General features: G+C 72.1%; 16 protein-coding genes. 6 read left to right on the forward strand and 10 right to left on the reverse strand.

Going from position 1 to position 17,243, the window contains the following annotated elements:
• The first annotated feature begins 47 nt into the window (after nt 1-47).
• A complete protein-coding gene (locus ACFRFC_RS00340) occupies nt 48-743 on the forward strand; it encodes an alpha/beta fold hydrolase (protein WP_382679444.1) in 696 nt (231 codons plus the stop codon).
• Nucleotides 744-791: 48 nt separating this feature from the next.
• Here the strand turns inward: ACFRFC_RS00340 and ACFRFC_RS00345 are convergent, their stop codons facing one another.
• From ACFRFC_RS00345 to ACFRFC_RS00360, 4 genes are all read right to left on the reverse strand, one after another.
• Nucleotides 792-1,382: a cupin domain-containing protein gene (locus ACFRFC_RS00345; RefSeq protein ID WP_382679447.1), complete on the reverse strand. Its 591-nt coding sequence runs from the start codon at nt 1,380-1,382 to the stop codon at nt 792-794.
• Nucleotides 1,383-1,483: 101 nt separating this feature from the next.
• On the reverse strand, nt 1,484-1,891 hold the full coding sequence (locus ACFRFC_RS00350) for a RidA family protein (RefSeq protein ID WP_382679450.1): 408 nt from the start codon (nt 1,889-1,891) through the stop codon (nt 1,484-1,486).
• Nucleotides 1,892-1,937: 46 nt separating this feature from the next.
• Nucleotides 1,938-2,783, reverse strand: coding sequence for a class II aldolase/adducin family protein (locus tag ACFRFC_RS00355; protein WP_382679453.1), 846 nt, complete (start codon nt 2,781-2,783; stop codon nt 1,938-1,940).
• Between the two features lie 133 nt (nt 2,784-2,916).
• On the reverse strand, nt 2,917-3,366 hold the full coding sequence (locus tag ACFRFC_RS00360) for an Lrp/AsnC family transcriptional regulator (protein ID WP_382679455.1): 450 nt from the start codon (nt 3,364-3,366) through the stop codon (nt 2,917-2,919).
• A 521-nt stretch (nt 3,367-3,887) separates the two neighbouring features.
• Between ACFRFC_RS00360 and ACFRFC_RS00365 the strand changes: the two genes are divergently transcribed.
• The 3 genes from ACFRFC_RS00365 to ACFRFC_RS00375 are packed head-to-tail and all read left to right on the forward strand — an operon-like array spanning nt 3,888 to nt 7,377.
• Nucleotides 3,888-5,036, forward strand: coding sequence for a thiamine pyrophosphate-dependent enzyme (locus ACFRFC_RS00365; RefSeq protein ID WP_382679458.1), 1,149 nt, complete (start codon nt 3,888-3,890; stop codon nt 5,034-5,036).
• Nucleotides 5,033-6,001, forward strand: a complete 969-nt coding sequence (locus ACFRFC_RS00370) for an alpha-ketoacid dehydrogenase subunit beta (protein WP_382679461.1) — start codon at nt 5,033-5,035, stop codon at nt 5,999-6,001. Before ACFRFC_RS00365 ends, ACFRFC_RS00370 begins: the two co-directional genes overlap by 4 nt.
• Nucleotides 6,002-6,015: 14 nt before the next feature.
• A complete protein-coding gene (locus tag ACFRFC_RS00375) occupies nt 6,016-7,377 on the forward strand; it encodes a dihydrolipoamide acetyltransferase family protein (protein WP_382679464.1) in 1,362 nt (453 codons plus the stop codon).
• 8 nt (nt 7,378-7,385) lie between these two features.
• Here ACFRFC_RS00375 and ACFRFC_RS00380 read toward each other — a convergent pair whose 3' ends face one another.
• Both ACFRFC_RS00380 and ACFRFC_RS00385 read right to left on the reverse strand, forming a co-directional pair.
• Nucleotides 7,386-8,159: a methyltransferase domain-containing protein gene (locus ACFRFC_RS00380; RefSeq protein ID WP_382679467.1), complete on the reverse strand. Its 774-nt coding sequence runs from the start codon at nt 8,157-8,159 to the stop codon at nt 7,386-7,388.
• Between the two features lie 72 nt (nt 8,160-8,231).
• Entirely contained in the window at nt 8,232-8,759 is a 528-nt protein-coding gene (locus ACFRFC_RS00385; RefSeq protein ID WP_382679469.1) for a DinB family protein, read from the reverse strand.
• Between the two features lie 256 nt (nt 8,760-9,015).
• Between ACFRFC_RS00385 and ACFRFC_RS00390 the strand changes: the two genes are divergently transcribed.
• Entirely contained in the window at nt 9,016-10,032 is a 1,017-nt protein-coding gene (locus ACFRFC_RS00390; protein ID WP_382679472.1) for a polyprenyl synthetase family protein, read from the forward strand.
• 12 nt (nt 10,033-10,044) lie between these two features.
• Here ACFRFC_RS00390 and ACFRFC_RS00395 read toward each other — a convergent pair whose 3' ends face one another.
• Entirely contained in the window at nt 10,045-11,289 is a 1,245-nt protein-coding gene (locus tag ACFRFC_RS00395) for a transposase (RefSeq protein ID WP_382679475.1), read from the reverse strand.
• A gap of 252 nt (nt 11,290-11,541) precedes the next feature.
• On the opposite strand from ACFRFC_RS00395, the gene ACFRFC_RS00400 reads away from it, so the two are divergent.
• A complete protein-coding gene (locus ACFRFC_RS00400; protein WP_382679478.1) occupies nt 11,542-12,405 on the forward strand; it encodes an SDR family oxidoreductase in 864 nt (287 codons plus the stop codon).
• A 17-nt stretch (nt 12,406-12,422) separates the two neighbouring features.
• Here ACFRFC_RS00400 and ACFRFC_RS00405 read toward each other — a convergent pair whose 3' ends face one another.
• The 3 genes from ACFRFC_RS00405 to ccrA form a co-directional block, all read right to left on the reverse strand.
• Nucleotides 12,423-13,703 carry a beta-ketoacyl-ACP synthase 3 gene (locus ACFRFC_RS00405; protein WP_382679481.1) on the reverse strand — a complete coding sequence of 427 codons (1,281 nt, stop codon included), beginning with the start codon at nt 13,701-13,703 and terminating at the stop codon, nt 12,423-12,425.
• Nucleotides 13,700-15,526: a fatty acyl-AMP ligase gene (locus ACFRFC_RS00410; protein ID WP_382679484.1), complete on the reverse strand. Its 1,827-nt coding sequence runs from the start codon at nt 15,524-15,526 to the stop codon at nt 13,700-13,702. The genes ACFRFC_RS00405 and ACFRFC_RS00410 overlap by 4 nt, the downstream gene beginning before the upstream one ends.
• Before the next feature lie 142 nt (nt 15,527-15,668).
• Nucleotides 15,669-17,042 carry a crotonyl-CoA carboxylase/reductase gene (gene ccrA, locus ACFRFC_RS00415; RefSeq protein WP_382679487.1) on the reverse strand — a complete coding sequence of 458 codons (1,374 nt, stop codon included), beginning with the start codon at nt 17,040-17,042 and terminating at the stop codon, nt 15,669-15,671.
• Between the last annotated feature and the right edge of the window lie 201 nt (nt 17,043-17,243).

The raw sequence follows: 17,243 nt of genomic DNA on the forward strand, positions 1-17,243 counted from the left end.
GGCGCATCCGGTCCGTGGGGCCCGCGACTCGCAGGAGGAAGAGCAAGATGGCGACGTTCGTGCTGATTCATGGTTCCTGGGGCGGAGGCTGGGTCTGGGACCGTCTGCGGCCCCTGCTCGAGGAGGCGGGCCACCGCGTGGTGACCCCGACCCTCACCGGCTTCGCCGAGAAGCGCGATCCGTCGGGCGCGCAGACCGGGGTCAACGCCAACGCCAGGGAGATCGCGGAGCTGCTGGCCGCCGAGGACCTGACCGGCGTGATCCTGGTGGGCCACAGCTACGGCGGCATGGTGATCACCGGCGTCGCGGCCCTGGCCCCGGAGCGGGTCGGGCAGGTCGTCTACGTCGACGCCTTCGCGCCCACCAGCGGCGAGTCCGCCTTCAGCATGCTGCCCTGGCTCGCGGACGCCTTCGTACCGCCCGTGGACGGCGCCGACTGGGAGGTCGCCCCGCTCGACCCGCGCGCACTGGGTGCCGACGAGGACGGGGCGACCTGGCTGGAGCACAATCTGGCCCCCATGCCGCGACTGACCCACGCCGAACCGCTGCTGCCCGGCAGCGAGGAGATCCTGGAGGGCAAACCCGTCACCTACATCCACTGCGCGGCGCAGGAGTTCTTCAACGACACCGCAGCCGCCGTCGTCAAACGCGGTTTCCGGCTGGTGACGCTGCCCGAGGCCGCCCACGCCGAGGTGCTGGTGCGCCCCGGGTCGCTGGCCCGCGAACTGCTCGCTCTCGGCTGACCGGTCGCGGCCCGGTCGGCGCCCGGACGTCGGGCGGCCATCGGGCGGTCAGCGGCGGGACTTCGGTGACGGGACCGGGTGGTGCATCGGCATCGTGGCCGCCGTCGAGGCGACCAGGACCGTCGCGGGCCGCTCGGTCCTGTTGGTCAGCCGGTGCACCTTCGACGAGTCGAAGTGGACGGAGTCCCCGGCGCCCAGCACGATGTCGGTGCCGGACAGCCGGAACACCACCTCACCCGCCAGCACATGGAGCCACTCCTCACCGGCGTGCCGGGCGTCCTTGATGGACTTGCCGGGCTCCACCTCCACCCGGATCACCGCGATGGTGGACCCCGGCCCGCTCAGCACCGTGTAGTGCCCGTCCTGCCCGGGGTGCTCCTGCGCGTCGGCGGCGCGGACGAGGTGGTAGTCCTCCAGCTCCTGCTCCTGGATCAGCTCGCTCACCGACAGCCCGTAGACCCGGGCGATCTGGAGCAGACTGCCGATCGACGGCTGCCGGTGGCCCTTCTCCAGGCGGGACAGATGGGTGACGGAGATGCCCGTCTGCTCGGACAGCGTCATCAGCGTGATCCCGCGCTCACTGCGCAGGTCCCTCAGCCGGTGACCGACCCAGGTGTCTACCTCGTTGTCGTGCGCCATGCCCGTAACATACACGCCTCAAAGGCAAAACATATTGCTGGGTTGGCAAACCCTCCCGCCGGTTCGGGGGCGGCGCCGGCCGAAGACGCACCGAGCCGGTCTCAGTCCGGTACCACGGCGAAGCCGTCGACCTCGATCAGCCACTCGGGCAGGCCCAGCGTCTGCACCCCGAGGAAGGTGCTCGCCGACACCGGCCAGACGCCGTCGAAGGCCCGCTGCCCGGCCGCGAAGATCGGACCCACCAGCTCCGGCCGGTGGCCCACCACATGGATGGTGTTCTTGATCAGGTCGTCCTGGGTCGCACCGGCCGCCTCCAGAGCGGCCCTGAAGTTACGGAACGCCTGCTCGGCCTGGGCCTCGTGGTCACCGGCGCCGACCAGTTTCCCGTCCGCGTCCAGGGCGATCTGCCCGGCGATCGCGACGAACCGGCCCCGCCCCATCGCCACATGGGTGTAGAGGCCCTGGACCGGGGGCGCGATCGACTCGGGGTTCACTTTTCGAATGGACATGGCGTCGGTCTCCCTCTCATAAGGAATAAGGCATCTGGTACGTCCGTCACTTCAGGACGTCGGGCTCGTCCTCCACCACCAGCTCGGCGAGCAGATTGAAGTTGTGCCGGGCCATGTTTGCGTTGCTGAACTGCCGGTGTGCCAGCCGGACTTCCTCGTCGCTCATGATCCTGGGCGTGCCCGCCGCGTCGGCCAGCAGCTGCATCTGGCAGGCCCGCTCCATGGTGATGAACCACCAGGCCGCCTCTTCGACCGACCGCCCCACGGTGAGCAGCCCGTGGTGGCGCAGGATCGCCGCCCGCGCGTCGCCGAGACGCTCGGCGATCCGCTCGCCCTCGGCCTTCTCCAGCACCAGGCCCTTGTACTCGTCGAAGAGCACATGGTCGCCCGCGAAGGCGCACGACTCCTGGACGATCGGGTCCAGCGGTCTGTTCAGCGAGGCGAAGGCCCGGCCATGGATTGTGTGGGCGTGACAGACGGCCACCACGTCGGGTCGCGCCTGATGGATCGAGGAGTGGATCCAGAAGGCGGCCTTGTTGGTACGGCGGTCGCCCTCGATCACCCGGCCCTCCTCGTCGATCAGCAGCAGATCGCTCGCCTTGATCCGGGAGAAGTGCACGGCGTACGGATTGACCCAGAACTGGTCGGGATGCTCCGGGTCACGGGCCGTGATGTGCCCGGCGATGCCTTCGTCGAAGCCGTAGCGCGCGAAGATCCGGAAGGCGATCGCCAGCTGTTCCTTACGGTGCTGCCGCTCGGCCTCCACCGAGTCCAGCGCGTCCGCCAGCTGCGGTATGTCCAGCTCGCCGACGCTGTCCCGATCCTCGGTGTGCACGGTGTTCCGGGTGCTGTCGGTGGCGTCGGCGCCGGCGCGGTCAGTCGACACGGACATGAGCGCATGCCTCCCTGCTCGATACGGATGGGGCACCCTCAGCGTGCGCCGGACACCATAGGGAAGTCAACCCGTGAGGCAAGTTGATATGCCCGCTGGGCAAATTCTGTACGACGGGACGCCCGGCCGGGGCTCACCCGTCCCGGCGCCACGCACCCAGCACCATCAGCGTCTTGGTCCCGATCACCGGCCCCGCGCGGCGCAGCCGGTCGATGACGTCGCGCAGGTGCTGGACGCCGGAGACCCGGACCCGGACCAGCGCGTCGGGATCCCCGGCCACCGTGAACACCTCCAGCACCTCCGGGACGCTGGTCGCGGCGTTGGTGATCAGCTCGACCTTGACGTCCCCCGCGAACCGGAGTTCCACGAACGCCTCGAAGCTGGAGCCGAGCTTGTTGTGATCGAGGATGACCGTGTAGCCCGCGATGACCCCGACCCGTTCGAGGCGGTCGATACGGCGCTTCACGGCGGAGGGGGACAGGCTCACCTGCTCGGCGATCTGGGTGACCGTCCGTCGGCCGTCCTGCACCAGCAGGTCGATGATCAGGCTGTCGACGCCGTCTACGTGCTCGGTACCTGGCATGGGGCCACCTCGGGGGAGTGTGGGGCGCAGCTTTTTTGCGCGTGACCTTGCTTGGACTTCGTATTTTTTGCGCCTGTGTCAACTTGTGTGCAGGTTAATTGCACTGTGCCACAGGTGTGCCGAGTGTGGTCGTCCACGAGGACGAGTGCGCGGGGGGTTGGTGTGGTGGGGCGGGTGCGGGTGAGTGGGGGCTGGTCGCGCAGTTCCCCGCGCCCCTTGGCGGCGATGGTGTCGGGGTTGGGTGACAGGGATCCGGACGAGTTCGTCGCGTGCCGGGTATCGGTGCCGCCGCCGTCGATCCATCCCGTACTCCCCGGCGCGTCCCCTGATCCGGCGTCGGTCGATCACCGCCCCGTCCTGCCCGACGTAGCTGATCGACCGACGCCGCCACGACGCCCCCGTATCCGCGCCGCCACGACGCCCGCGTATCCGCGCCGCCACGACGCCCGCGTATCCGCGCCGCCACGACGCCCCCGTATCCGCGCCACCACACCCCCCCCGTATCCGAAACGAGAGCCGTGATGTCACGTAAGTCAGTCAAGCCCGAGCCCAAGCCCGGTGCGGTTGCCGGGCAGGACGAGGGGCCGATTCGGTTTCTGTCGGCCGAGGGGGTGCTCGCGGGGGACGGTCGGCTTGCCCTGCCCGGTGGGGTCGATCTGGGCGGCCTCTACCGGGACATGGTCCTCGCCCGTCGTCTGGACGCGGAGGCGATCGCGCTTCAGCGGCAGGGGGAGCTGGCCATGTGGCCGTCCCTGCGCGGTCAGGAGGCCGCCCAGATCGGGGCCGCGCACGCCGTCCGGGAGCACGACATGGTGTTCCCGACCTACCGGGAACACGGCGTGGCCTGGTGCCGGGGCCTGGACCCGGTGTCCCTGCTCGGCCTCTTCCGGGGCTCGACCCTGGGCGGCTGGCATCCCTACGAGCGGCGCTTCCACCTCTACACCCTGGTCATCGGCGCCCAGACCCTGCACGCGGTCGGCTACGCCATGGGCCTGGTCCGGGACGACGCGATCGGCACCGGGGACGCCACCCGGGACAGCGCCGTCCTGGTCTTCCTCGGCGACGGGGCGCTCAGCGAGGGCGAGACCAACGAGGCGTTCCTGTGGGCCGCCGCGCAGCACCTGCCCGTGGTGTTCTTCTGCCAGAACAACCAGTGGGCCATCTCCGCCCCCTACAGCGTGCAGAGCCGTGTCCCGGTCGCCCAGCGCGCCTCCGGCTTCGGCTTCCCCGGCGTAGCGGTCGACGGCAATGACGTCCTGGCCTGTCTCGCGGCGACCACCGACGCCCTGGACCGGGCCCGTTCCGGCGGCGGCCCGACCCTCATCGAGGCCGTCACCTACCGGATGAACGCCCACACCACCGCCGACGACGCCACCCGCTACCGCCCCTCCGCCGAGGAGGACGAGTGGGCCGCCAAGGACCCGCTGGAGCGGCTGCGCCTGTATCTGAGCGCGAACGGCCCGGCCGACGACGCGTTCTTCGCCGGCATCGAACAGCAGGAACAGGAACTGGCCGCACACATGAGATCCGGCTGCCGCGCGCTGCCGGAGCCGTCGAGCGCCGGGCCCTTCGAGCACACCCACACCGCGATGTCCCCCGAACTCGGACGCCAGCTCGCCGAGCACCTCGCGTTCGTCGCCGCCGGCCAGGAGAGCGGAGTCACCCGATGAAGATCTCCATGGTCAAGGCCCTCAACAACGGCCTGCGCGCCGCCCTCGCGGACGATCCCAAGGTCCTGCTGATGGGTGAGGACATCGGACGCCTCGGCGGGGTGTTCCGGGTCACCGACGGGCTCCAGAAGGAGTTCGGGGACCTGCGGGTCGTCGACTCGCCGCTCGGCGAGGCGGGCATCGTCGGCACCGCCATCGGCCTGGCGATGCGCGGTTACCGCCCGGTGTGCGAGATCCAGTTCGACGGGTTCGTCTACCCGGCCGTCAACCAGATCATCAGCCAGCTCGCCAAGCTGCGGCACCGCTCCGGCGGAGTCATCACCCTGCCGGTGACCATCCGCATCCCCTACGGCGGCGGCATCGGCTCCATCGAGCACCACTCCGAGTCGCCCGAGGTCTACTTCGCCCACACGGCGGGCCTCAAGGTGGTCACCTGCTCCACCCCGCAGAACGCGTACGACATGATCCGCCAGTCCATCGCCGACGACGATCCGGTCATCTTCCTCGAACCCAAGCGGCACTACTGGGCCAAGGGCGAGGTCACCGACGAGCCGCCACCGCCGCTGGACCGGGCGCGGATCGTCCGCCCCGGCACCGACGCCACCCTCATCGCGTACGGCCCGACGGTCGCCCTCGCCCTCGAAGCCGCCGACGCCGCCGCCGAGGAGGGCCGCAGCCTGGAGGTCGTCGACCTGCGCAGCCTGTCACCGCTGGACATGGCCACCGTACGGGAGTCGGTGCACCGCACCGGGCGGGCCCTGGTCACCCACGAGGCGTCCCTGTCCCACGGCTTCGGCGCCGAACTGGCCGCACGCATCCAGCAGGAGGAGTTCCACCACCTCGAAGCGCCGGTGCTGCGGATCACCGGGTACGACACCCCGTACCCGCCCAGCCGTCTGGAGTCGGACTGGCTGCCCGGTGTCGACCGGATCCTCGACGCCCTCGATCACAGCCTGAGTTACTAGAGGAGCCGGTCACCGTGTCAGAACAAGTCTTCCTGCTCCCCGATGTCGGCGAGGGACTCACCGAGGCCGAGATCCTGCACTGGTCCGTGCGGGCGGGTGACACCGTCGAGGTCAATCAGACCCTCGTCGAGGTCGAGACCGCCAAGGCGGCGGTGGAACTGCCGTCCCCGTACGCCGGAGTGGTCGGCACCCTGCACGCCCAGGAGGGCGAGACCCTCCCGGTCGGCCGGCCCCTGATCACCATCCTGACCGAGAGCGCCCCGACGCCGACCTCCGCCCCGAGCGGCAGTGGCAGTGGTGGCAGCGGTGGCGGTGCGGACAGTGACGGGGAGCCCATGCTGGTGGGTTACGGTCCTCAGGCGGGCGGCAGCGGGCGGCGCCGACGCAGGGCGGCGCAGGCCGCCGCGCCGGTCCCCGAGCAGGCACCCACCCCCACACCCACCCCCACACCCACATCCGCCCCCGCCCCCGCCGCCCGCCCCACCGAGCGCATCGCCGCCAAACCACCGGTCCGCAAGCTCGCCAAGGACCTGGGCGTGGACCTCACCACGGTCACCCCGACCGGTCCGGCGGGCACCGTCACCCGCGACGACGTCCACCGGGCGGCAGCCGCTACGCCGACGGTGGTCACCCCCACCCCGTCCCGGGCCGCCGCCCCGGAACCGGGCACCGAGACCCGTATCCCCATCCGGGGGGTGCGCAAGCACACCGCTGCCGCGATGGTCGCCTCGGCGTTCACCGCGCCGCATGTCACCGAGTTCATGACCGTGGACATCACGGTCACCATGCGGTTGCGGGAGACGGTCGCCGCCCGGCGTGAGTTCCGGGAGCTGAGAGTCACTCCGCTGCTGTTCGTGGCCCGTGCGCTGCTGCTGGCCCTGCGCAACACCCCGGACGCGAACGCCAGTTGGGACGAGGCGGCGCAGGAGATCGTGCTCAAGCACTATGTGAACCTGGGGATCGCGGCGGCGACGGACCGGGGCCTGATCGTCCCCAACATCAAGCGCGCCGATCTGATGTCACTGCGTGAACTGGCCGAGGCGCTCGCCGAGCTGACCGGCCTGGCCCGCTCCGGCAGGGCCACGCCCCGGTCGATGACGGACGGGACCGTCACCCTCACCAACGTGGGGGTGTTCGGGGTCGACACCGGGACGCCGATCATCAACCCCGGTGAGGCGGCCATCCTGGCCATGGGCGCCATCCGCCGTACCCCGTGGGTGGTGACGGACGACTCCGGCGCGGAGTCGATCGAGCCGCGCTGGGTGACCCAGCTCGCCCTGTCCTTCGACCATCGGCTGATCGACGGACAGCAGGGCTCCCAGCTCCTCGCCGACATCGGCGCGGTGCTGCACGATCCGGGGCTGGCGATGCTCTGAGGCGGCGGTCAGCGCACGCACACCACACTCACCAGCGTGAACGACGCGTAGAACGGCCCGTCGGACAGGCCCGTGAACCAGCGACGCCCGCGCACCGGGTCGATGTGTCCCTCCGCGATGGCCCGTTCCAGGTTGCGGCCGAGGCCCAGGGTGTAGTCCGCCTCCTCGACATCGCGGAAGAGGGGGGTCGTGGTCAGTACGGTCTCGACCCGGAAGCCCGCGCGCTCGGCGAGCCGGGGGAGGGCCCGTCCGACGGTCGCCTGACGGACCACCGCCGCCGTGGTGTAGCGGGTGAAGGCGCGGCTCGTCTCCAGGTCCTCGGCGTCGACGATCAGGGTGTCCCAGTCGGGTTCGGCCAGCCCGATCCGCGCGCCCGGCCGGGTCACCCGGTGCAGTTGCCCGAGCACCTCACCCGGGTCGGCGACATGCATCAGGACCCGGTCGGCCTTCGCCCGATCCACCGAGCCGGGCGCGACCGGGAGGTCATGGGCGTCCCCCTCACGGAACTCCACCCGGGGCAGGCCGTCCGTACGCTCCCGGGCGCGGGCCAGCATCGCGGGGTCCAGGTCGACACCGATGACCGAGCCGGTGGCCCCGGCCCGTTCGGCCAGCGCGGGCAGATCCGTACCCGGGCCGCACCCGACGTCCAGGACGGTGTGGCCCGTCCGGACGTCCAGCAGATCCAGCAGCCGCTGCTTGTAGGCGCGACCGGCGTCGCGAGCGGCGGCCCGCAGCATGTAGGCGGCCTGGTCGGGTCGGGAGACACCAAGTGCGGAGGACATAGGGGCAGTCAAACAGTCCCCGCTCCGCGAGGCGCCCGGATCCGGCCACCCCCCTCACTCCCCGCATCGCCCTCACGCTCCCCTGACACCGTCGATCCGTTCGCGGATCAGGTCCGCGTGCCCGTTGTGGCGGGCGTACTCCTCGATCAGGTGGATCAGGATCCAGCGCAGCGACAGGCCGTCACCGCCGACCTGAGCGGCCTCCTCCGGCGAGAGGTGGCCGGAGTCGTCGAGCGACGCCGTCGAGATCAGCTCGCGCCCCCGGGCGACCTCCGCCCGCCAGGCCGCCGTCACCGCGTCGAGTCCCCGGTCCGGCGCGAGTCCGAAACCGAAGTCGTTGTCCGCCCCGAAGACCGGGGGCAGTTCCTCGCCGCCGAAGATCCGCCCGAACCAGTTCCGCTCCACCTCGGCCATGTGCTGCACCAAACCCAGCAACGTCATCGCCGACGGCTCCACCGACGCCCGCCGCAGCTCCTCGTCCGTGAGCCCCGCGCACTTCAGCTCCAGTGTCGCCCGGTGAAAGTCCAGCCACGCCTCCAGCATCGTGCGCTCATCGGCGAACGGGGGCGGAACGGGCCGCCCGTCAGGTGTCGTCGTCATGGGCCCACCCTGTCAAAGGCCGGTGGCGCGTACGACCCGAAGAGCGGCGTGGCCTGTGCACGAACGCGAAGACAGGGGGCGATCCGGCCTCCCTCGGTCCCCACGCGTCCCATAAGGCACCGTTGACACCCGCTCCTCGCACCCTGCACGATCCGGCACGGGCGAGGGGGAGTGTGCTTCTCGCGCATGAGTCGCACCTGACTCGCAGCTGACCCGAACATGACCCGTTATGACCATCCCGTCGATGGGGGCTCGCGTGCTGGCAACCTCGTACCTCGATGTGCACCGGCAGATGGCCACGGAGATCGACGCGGAGAGAGAGGCCGTCCTCGCGCTGCTGGGGCCGTCGGCGCCCGCACTGCGTACGGCGGTCGCCGCGCTCCTGCGCCACCGTGCCTTCAAGTACCCCTTGTCGGTGCTGCCGTTGATGGTCCACGCGGTCGAGACGGGCTCCGCGCGACCGGCGCTCCCGCTGGCCGTCGTGCACGAGCTGTGGTGGACCTCGGCCTGCACCCTGGACGACCTGGCCGACTCACCCGGCAGCGATGTCTCCGGTGTCACCGGGTTCGCCGGGGATCTCGACGCGGGGGACGCCTTTCTCGCCACCGTCGTCGCGGCGGCCCCGCTGCCCCTGCTCGCCGTCCGGTCGAGCCGGGTACCCGGGCCGCTGCACGGCCCGCTGGCGGAGGAGATCATCCGCTGCTGGGTGGGCGCGTCCGAGGGCCAGCTGTGGGATCTCCACGGCTCGACCGCCGACGTCACCCGCGCGTCGGTCGCCGCGGCCTACCGGGGCAAGTCCGGATCGCCCTTCAGCATGATCACCGCGATGGCCGCACTGCTCGCCGGGGCGCCGAAGCCGCGCGTGGAGCTGTGGCGTGAGTTCGGCGATGTCTTCGGCGTGCTCTGGCAGCTCCTCAACGACCAGGAAGACCTTCTGTCCGGCCGCAACGAGGACCTCCGCAACGGCACCGCCACCTATCTGCTCGCGTGCGCCCTGGAAGAAGCGCCCACGACCGGGCCCGACGCGGGCTTCAGGCAGTTGCGGGCGGACGCCAGGGACTCCGAGACCGCCCGCGCCCAACTCGCCCGCCACTTGGTCGCGCCCACGGTGCTGCGCCGGTTCGAGGAGGACATCGGCCGGTTCCGCGACCGGGCACATCAGCTGCTGGACGGCTTCGGCGGCGAACGGGCCTGTCTGCCCGCCCTGAAGGACCTCGTGGACCGGACGGCCGTGCTGGTTCTGCGGCCGGACACGCCCTTGTCCGTCCGGTAGGTCCCCGTACCGTCAGGGAAGCCGCCTGCTGTCCGGGGCCGCGGCGGACCTGGTGTCCCGTAGCCGCCGCTCCTCCTCCGCGGCCTTGCGCAGGGCCGTCGTCCAGTGGGGGTGGGTGGCGGCCGGGACGGGGGGCGGGGACTCCAGGAGTCTGGCGAAGGTACCGGTCAGGGCCCACTGGTGGAAGCGGTGGTGGACGGTCTGCCAGGCGCCGTAGTGGGCGGGGACCGTACGCCATGGGCGGTCGGTGCGGAACCGCCACAGGACCCCGTTGAACTGGGAGCGCAGGCCCTCGGGATAGGGGCCGCGTTCGCCGACCGGGAGCAGGGGCTCGACCGACTTCCACTGGGCGTCGGTGAGGTCCTCGTCCGCGCAGGTCGGGGCAGTGGCCCGGCGCTGGGTCGGGCTGAGGTCGCGGAGCAGCGCGCGGACCGATTCGATGACGTTCGTGACCATGGCCGGGTCGGCGCCCGGGCGGGCGTGGGCGCTCATGCGGATCGCGGGGGAGCGCGGAAGGACGGCGTACTCCTCCAGGCCCTCGTAGCCGCGCGCGGTGTCCGCCAGCAGGGCCACGCCCAGTCCGGCGCGGGTGGCTTCCAGTACGCCGGTGAGATACCCGGCGTCGCAGATCACCGAGGCCGGGATGGCATGGGCGGAGAGTACGTCGAGGGCCTGGCGGCGGACCGCGCAGGGCTCCTCGATCGCCGCCAGGGGCAGCGGCGCCGGGGCGGGCGGGGGAGTCCAGCCCGGTGCCGCGTACCACTTGAGGGGCAGGCCGCCGACCGGGGTGCCGGGGACGGCGACCGCCTCGGTGACGTACACCGCCACGTCGACGGACCGGCGGTCGACGGCCTCCACCAGCCGGGCCGAGCGGTCGATGCGGAATCTGACCTGGCAGGCGGGCAGGGACCGCTGGACCGCCGCGGTGATCCTGGGCAGGATCTGGTCCGCGGCGTGCTCCGCCGAGCCGATGACGACACTCTGGGGCTCGGCACCGAGCAGCCGCCGGGCCGCCTCGTCGTGCACGCCCAGGATCCAGCGCGCCTCGTCGAGCAGGAGTTCGCCCGCCGCGGTGAACCGGGCGGAGCGCCCGCTCCGCTCCACCACCGGACGGCCCAGCGTCTTCTCCAGCCGCCGCACATGCTGGCTGACCGCGGACTGGCTCAGCGTCAGGGACTCGGCCGCCCGGCGGAATCCGCCCTCGTCCGCGACCGCCACCAGACTGCGCAGCGCGATGATGTCAAAGACCGGTCTCATGAACGCACGCTAACACCAACTGATAAGTAATCACGATCACTTGACGTCCACTGTTCCCTATTGGGCAGTCCTCGGGGGCGGTTCCGCCGCCCCATGGCCCACCCAGGTTCACCGTGCTGCGCACCGGCTTGTCAAGGGGGTGGCGGGAACGGGAAAAAAGGTGGGGAAGGGGTCCGGAACATAGGGGTTGGCCCGTCCCGGCGGTGATGACACCGTGCCGTCAACGCGCCCCGCCCGACGGAAGAGACCCCCATGGCACCTGTGACCGCCCCCGCCGATCCGCGTACCGTCCTCGTCACCGGCACCTCCTCCGGCATCGGCCTGGCCACCGCCGTGCGGGCCGCCGTGTCCGGCCGGCGGGTCGTCGCCACCCTCCGCGACCCCGGCAGGGGCGACGCCCTGCGCGCCGCCGCCGACGCCGCCGGGGTGGGTGACCGGCTGGAGATCGTCCGGCTCGACGTGACCGAACCGGAGTCCGTCGCGTCGGCCGTGGCCGGGGTGATCAGCGCGTACGGACGCCTGGACGCCGTCGTCAGCAACGCCGGGGTCGGGCAGCTCGGCACCGTCGAGCAGATCGGGGTCGACGCCTTCCGGTCCGTCCTGGAGACGAACTTCCTCGGCGCGGTCGAGGTGACCCGGGCGGCGCTGCCGCATCTGCGGGCCACCGGCGGGCGGCTGATCGCCGTGTCCAGTCTGGGCGGGCTCATCGGGCAGCCCTTCAACGAGGCGTACTGCGCCGCCAAGTTCGCCCTCGAAGGGTTCCTGGAGTCGCTCGCACCCGTCGCCGCCAGTACGGGCGTGACGGTCACGGTCGTCGAACCGGGCCCCGTGGCCAGCGAGTTCGTCACCCGGCTGACACCGTCCGTGCCCGGGCTGCTGGAGCACGCCGGGCCCTACGAGGCGGCCTTCAAGGCGTACCTCGGCGCCACCGCCGGTCTCTTCGAGCAGGCGCAGAGCGCGGACGAGGCGGCGGCCACCGTCATCGAGGTGCTCGACGCCGAGCGACCGCCGTTCCGGGTGCAGACCTCGGACGCCGCCCGGGGCCTCGCCGCGATCAAGCTCGCCGACCTCGACGGCGCCGCCGTCCAGTCGTTCACCACCCCCTGGCTGAGCTGAGCCGTCGCCGCCGGTGGTCATGGCAGCGACACGACCTGGGCGGCGTGGGACAGGCCCGCGCCGAAGCCCACCAGCAGCGCCAGGCCACGGCTCGGCACCGCGCCCCGGGCCAGCAACTCCTCCATGGCCAGCGGGATCGACGCCGCCGATGTGTTCGCCGCGTGGACCACGTCACGCGCCACCACGACCTGTTCCGGCAGCCGCAGTGCCGCCGCGGCCCCGTCGATGATCCGCAGGTTGGCCTGGTGCGGGACGAACGCGGCCAGGTCGGCGGCATGCACCCCCGCCGCGGAGAGCGCTGCCCGCGCCGCCCTCGGCACCGTGGCCACCGCCCACCGGAACACGGCCGGGCCGTCCATCCGCAGGGTGGGTGTCACCGCGACCGGCGCACCCGGCACCGGCCATGGGCCGCCGTGGGCGATGGCCGCGTGCCGCCCGCCCTCGGAACCCCACACCACCGGCCCGATCCCCGGCTCGTCCGCCGGACCTACGACCACCGCCCCGGCACCGTCGCCGAACAGGAACGCCGTCCCCCGGTCCGTGGGATCCACGATGTCCGACATGCGCTCCGCGCCGACCACCACGACATGTCTGCTGTTTCCCGACCTGATGAGCGAGTCCGCCGTCGCCAGCGCGTGGACGAAGCCCGCGCAGGCCGCGCCGACATCGAGGGCGCCCGCCGCGACCGCGCCGATCCGGTGGGCCACCCGGGGCGCCGCCGGGGGCGACTGCTCCAGCAGGGACATGGACGCCAGCAGCACGGTGTCGACCGCGTCCGGCGCGACCCCCGACTGGGCCAGCGCCTTGAGCGAGGCCGCCGCTGCCATCTCCACGACCGTCTCGTCCGGAGCGGCGAACCGCCGCGTCACGATGCCGGACCTACGGCGGATCCAGTCGTCGCTCGACCCGATCGCCGGCGCCACCTCCGAGTTGGGCACGACCCGGGCGGGACGGTAGGCGCCGACGCCGAGGACGCGGGCGCCTGGCACCGGGGCGGGGACGCGCAGCCGCCGGGGGGTGCCGGGCGGCACGCCGGCTCCGGTGAGGCGGCCGGTTTCGGTTGTTGGGTGGTTGCCGGTGACGGGGTCGGTTCCGGTTGTTGGGTGGTTGCCGGTCACACGGCCGGTTCCGGTCGTTGGGTGGCTGCCGGTCACGCTGTCTGCTCCGGTCGCCGGGTCGCTGCCGGTCGCCGGGTCGCTGCCGGTCACCCAGTCGCCCCCGGTTACCGGGTCGCTCCCGGTCGCCGGGTCGCCGCCGGTTACCGGGTCGCCGCCGGTTACCGGGTCGCTCCCGGTCATCGCGTCACCTCCGGTACGGGTGCCACCGGCGCGGGGGTCACCTTGGGCACCTGCGCCGCCCCGAACTCGCCCTCCAGGTACCGTCGCCGCGTCTCGCGCCGCTGTACCTTCCCGCTGGACGTCTTCGGCAGCGCGCCCCGTCTGACCAGCACGATCAGCTCGGCCTCCAGCCGCTGGCCGTCCCGCACCGCCGCCCGTACCCGCTCACGCAGCCCCTCCGGACCCCCGTCGCGCAGCGCCCGCCCGTCGGCCTCCACGACCAGCACCAGCGACTCCGCAGTGCCGTCGTCCACGGAGAACGCCGCCGCGCAGTTCGGCCGCAGCGCGGCGTCGGCACGCTCCGCCGCCGCCTCGATGTCCTGCGGATAGAAATTGCGCCCCTTGCGGATGATCACGTCCTTGAGCCGGCCGGTCACGAACAGCTCCCCGGCGCGCAGGAACCCCAGATCCCCGGTCCGCAGCCAGCCGCCCGCAGCCTCCTCGCCCGCCAGACGGGCCCGGAAGGTGCGCGCGCTTTCCTCCGGGCGGCCGTGGTAACCGTCGGCGACACAGGGGCCGTTGACCCAGATCTCGCCGACCGACCCGTCCGGCAGCCCGGTGAGCGTGTCGGGGTCGGCGATCCGGACCGCCGACGCCCCCACCGTCGTACCGCAGCCGACCGCGTGCACGACCCCCGGGCCGGGCGCCGTCTCCGATGCCGCCGTGCCGGTCAGTGGCTCGGCGCGGCCCGCGCGCAGGGCCTCCGCGTCCAGCGGGAGCATCGTGGGCTCCTGGTCCTCCCGGCTGCCGGTGACCTTGAGGGTGTTCTCCGCGAGGCCGTAGCCGGGGCACATGGCCCGGGCACGGAAGCCCGCGGCGGCGAAGGTCCGGGTGAAGGAGCGCACGACGTGCCAGCGCACCGGCTCGGCCCCGTTCGCCGCCACCCGCAGACTGGACAGGTCCAGCCCCTCCGGCACCCCGTTGTCCGCCGCGTCCCGCACACACAGCTCGTACGCGAAGCTCGGCGCGGCGGTGTGGCTGCCGCGGAACCGGGAGACGGCCTCCAGCCAGCGGCCCGGCCGCCGGATGAACGCCTCCGGGCCCATCAGATACGCCGGTATCCCCGCCCACAGCGGCAGGATCACCCCGAAGAGCATGCCCATGTCGTGGAAGAGGGGCAGCCAGTTGACCACCGCGCTGTCGGGGCGGCAGGGCCACAGCAGGTCGGTCTCCATCACGTTCGCGCGGAAGTTGGCGTGGGTGACGCGCACGCCCTTCGGGTCGCCCGTGGAGCCGGAGGTGTACTGGAGCAGGGCGATGTCGTCGGGGGCGACCGGTGGCGGGGTCCAGTCCCCGGGGGCCGGGGCGGCCGGGGTGTCGGTGGGGAGGAGGGTGAGTCCGGCCAGGTGCGGGGAGTCGCCGAAGCGTTCCTCCAGGTCCTGTTTCACGGCGGACGTGGTGAGGACGGTGGCCGTCCCCGCGTCGTCGGCGATCCGCCGCAGCCGGGCCAGTCCCCGCGACCGGGTCGGCACCTGCACGGGGGCGCCCGCGACCCCCGCGTACATGCAGCCGAGCAGCGCGGCGACGAAATCGAGGCCGGAGGGGTACAGGAGCACGGCGGCGCCGCCGCGCAGCCCCGCCGCGTCCAGTGCGGCGGCCCTGGCCCGCGCGCTCTCGTCCAGCCGGCCGTAGGTCAGGGAGTCCTCGGGGGTCTCGCCGTTGCGCAGGAAGACGTAGGCGACGGCGTCGGGTTGGGTGCGGGCGCGCAGGCGCAGCACCTCGGGGAGGGTGGCGAGCGCGGTGGCCCGACCCTGCGGGTCGGCCGTGGGCGCGGGGGCGGTCATCAGTGGGGGGTCCTCTTCTCGCGGTCCTGGTGGTCTCGGGGGTGGGTGGGGGCGCCTGTCACTCGGCTGCCGGGGCCGGTTCTGGTTCCGGTACCGGTTCTGGTACCGGAACCAGAACCGGTGGGGGTGTCGGCCGGGGTGCTCATCCCACGGGTTCCGGTACCGGTGTGGTCAGCGAGGTGGACCGCAGGGGGTTGAGCCACTCCTCGCCGAGCGCGGCCCGCCGCTGAGGGTCCGTCACCCCGAGGCCCGGGGAGGGCGCGAGCGCGAGGACACCGACCTTGCCGGTGTGCCGGTTCTGCTGCACCAGCCGGGCCGCCTCGCCCACCTCGGCCAGCGGGAACACCTCCGACAGCACGGGCGCGACCGCGCCCAGGTCGAGCAGGCGCATCATCTCGGCGGCCTCGTTGAGGTTCATGCCGTGACTGCCCACGATCCGCTTGAGGTTCATCCAGAAATACCGGTTGTCGAACGAGTGCTCGTACCCGGTGCTGGATCCGCAGGTGACGACCGTGCCGCCCCGGCGGGCCACGATCACCGAGATCCCGAAGGTCGCCCGCCCCACATGGTCGAACACGACATGCGGGTCCTCGCCCAGCTCCGCCCGGATCGCCCGGCCCAGCCGCTTCGCCAGCTCCACCGTGTCGGCGCCGGCCGCCACGTCGCCGCCGATGCCGATCTCCTCGCGGTTGATCACCACATCGCAGCCGAGCCGCGCCAGCAGCTTCGCCTTCGCCTCGGAGTTGACCACCCCGACCGGAATGCCCCCGCCGTTCTTCACCAACTGCACCGCGAACGCTCCGAGGCCGCCCGTCGCGCCCCAGATCAGCACGATGTCCCCCTGCTTGATCCGTGCACCCCGGTCACTGACCAGCATCCGGTAGGCGGTACCGCCGCACAGCGGTACGCACGCCGCCTCCTCCCAGGTCAGATGCCCCGGCTTGGGCAGCAGCTGACTCGCCCGTACGACGGTGTAGTGCGCCAGGCCGCCGAAGTTGGTCTCGTACCCCCACGCCTTCTGGTCGGCGCCGAGCATCCCGTCGTGCTGGGTCACCGGATCCTGGTCGTCCACGACGGCCGCGTTGACGGCCACATGGTCGCCGACCTTCCAGCGCCGCACCCCGGCCCCGGTCCGCACGATCACCCCGGCCGCGTCCGAGCCCACCACCTGGTGCGGGAGGTCGTGCCGGGCCGCGTAACCACCGCCGCGCGCGAACCGCTTGAGCGCGCCGAACGTCGAGACGGGCTTGAAGGTCGCCGACCAGACGGTGTTGTAGTTGATGGAGCTGGCCATCACCGCCACCAGCACCTCGTCCGGGGCGAGTTCGGGCATCGGCACCCGGCCCACCCGCAGCGAACGCCGTACGTCGCTGTCCGCCTCCCCGTCGAAGATCCCGACGTCCTCCTGCCGGATATGGGCGGCGACGAAATCCGCCGGGACCGGCGTCCGTTCGAGTTCATCGGCGGGGGCTCCCCGGAGAACCGCTTCCGTCAGGGAATCCGTAGGTGAATCCATGAATGGCTCATCCCCTCGCGTCATGTGTTTGTTGAAGACGCTAGGGTCGTTCATTTCGAATACGGAACCCCTAAGGGTGACGGCTAGGGGTGGGGTCGGGGAAACGGCTTACCGTGACGCGTCCCGGTTCAGGGGAGTGGGCTTCTGGGCTGGTGGGCCAGGGGTTTGGGGCTTCTAGGGGGAGGTTAGGGGTGGGCCCGG

The organism is Streptomyces sp. NPDC056734, assembly GCF_042790455.1.
Lineage (GTDB): Bacteria > Actinomycetota > Actinomycetes > Streptomycetales > Streptomycetaceae > Streptomyces.

Bases quoted from the DNA above. Each gene is read 5' to 3' on its own strand.
- ACFRFC_RS00340 (WP_382679444.1), top strand. From the start codon at position 48: ATGGCGACGTTCGTGCTGATTCATGGTTCCTGGGGCGGAGGCTGGGTC.
- ACFRFC_RS00345 (WP_382679447.1), bottom strand. From the start codon at position 1,382: ATGGCGCACGACAACGAGGTAGACACCTGGGTCGGTCACCGGCTGAGG.
- ACFRFC_RS00350 (WP_382679450.1), bottom strand. From the start codon at position 1,891: ATGTCCATTCGAAAAGTGAACCCCGAGTCGATCGCGCCCCCGGTCCAG.
- ACFRFC_RS00355 (WP_382679453.1), bottom strand. From the start codon at position 2,783: ATGTCCGTGTCGACTGACCGCGCCGGCGCCGACGCCACCGACAGCACC.
- ACFRFC_RS00360 (WP_382679455.1), bottom strand. From the start codon at position 3,366: ATGCCAGGTACCGAGCACGTAGACGGCGTCGACAGCCTGATCATCGAC.
- ACFRFC_RS00365 (WP_382679458.1), top strand. From the start codon at position 3,888: ATGTCACGTAAGTCAGTCAAGCCCGAGCCCAAGCCCGGTGCGGTTGCC.
- ACFRFC_RS00370 (WP_382679461.1), top strand. From the start codon at position 5,033: ATGAAGATCTCCATGGTCAAGGCCCTCAACAACGGCCTGCGCGCCGCC.
- ACFRFC_RS00380 (WP_382679467.1), bottom strand. From the start codon at position 8,159: ATGTCCTCCGCACTTGGTGTCTCCCGACCCGACCAGGCCGCCTACATG.
- ACFRFC_RS00385 (WP_382679469.1), bottom strand. From the start codon at position 8,759: ATGACGACGACACCTGACGGGCGGCCCGTTCCGCCCCCGTTCGCCGAT.
- ACFRFC_RS00395 (WP_382679475.1), bottom strand. From the start codon at position 11,289: ATGAGACCGGTCTTTGACATCATCGCGCTGCGCAGTCTGGTGGCGGTC.
- ACFRFC_RS00400 (WP_382679478.1), top strand. From the start codon at position 11,542: ATGGCACCTGTGACCGCCCCCGCCGATCCGCGTACCGTCCTCGTCACC.
- ACFRFC_RS00405 (WP_382679481.1), bottom strand. From the start codon at position 13,703: ATGACCGGGAGCGACCCGGTAACCGGCGGCGACCCGGTAACCGGCGGC.
- ACFRFC_RS00410 (WP_382679484.1), bottom strand. From the start codon at position 15,526: ATGACCGCCCCCGCGCCCACGGCCGACCCGCAGGGTCGGGCCACCGCG.
- ccrA (WP_382679487.1), bottom strand. From the start codon at position 17,042: ATGGATTCACCTACGGATTCCCTGACGGAAGCGGTTCTCCGGGGAGCC.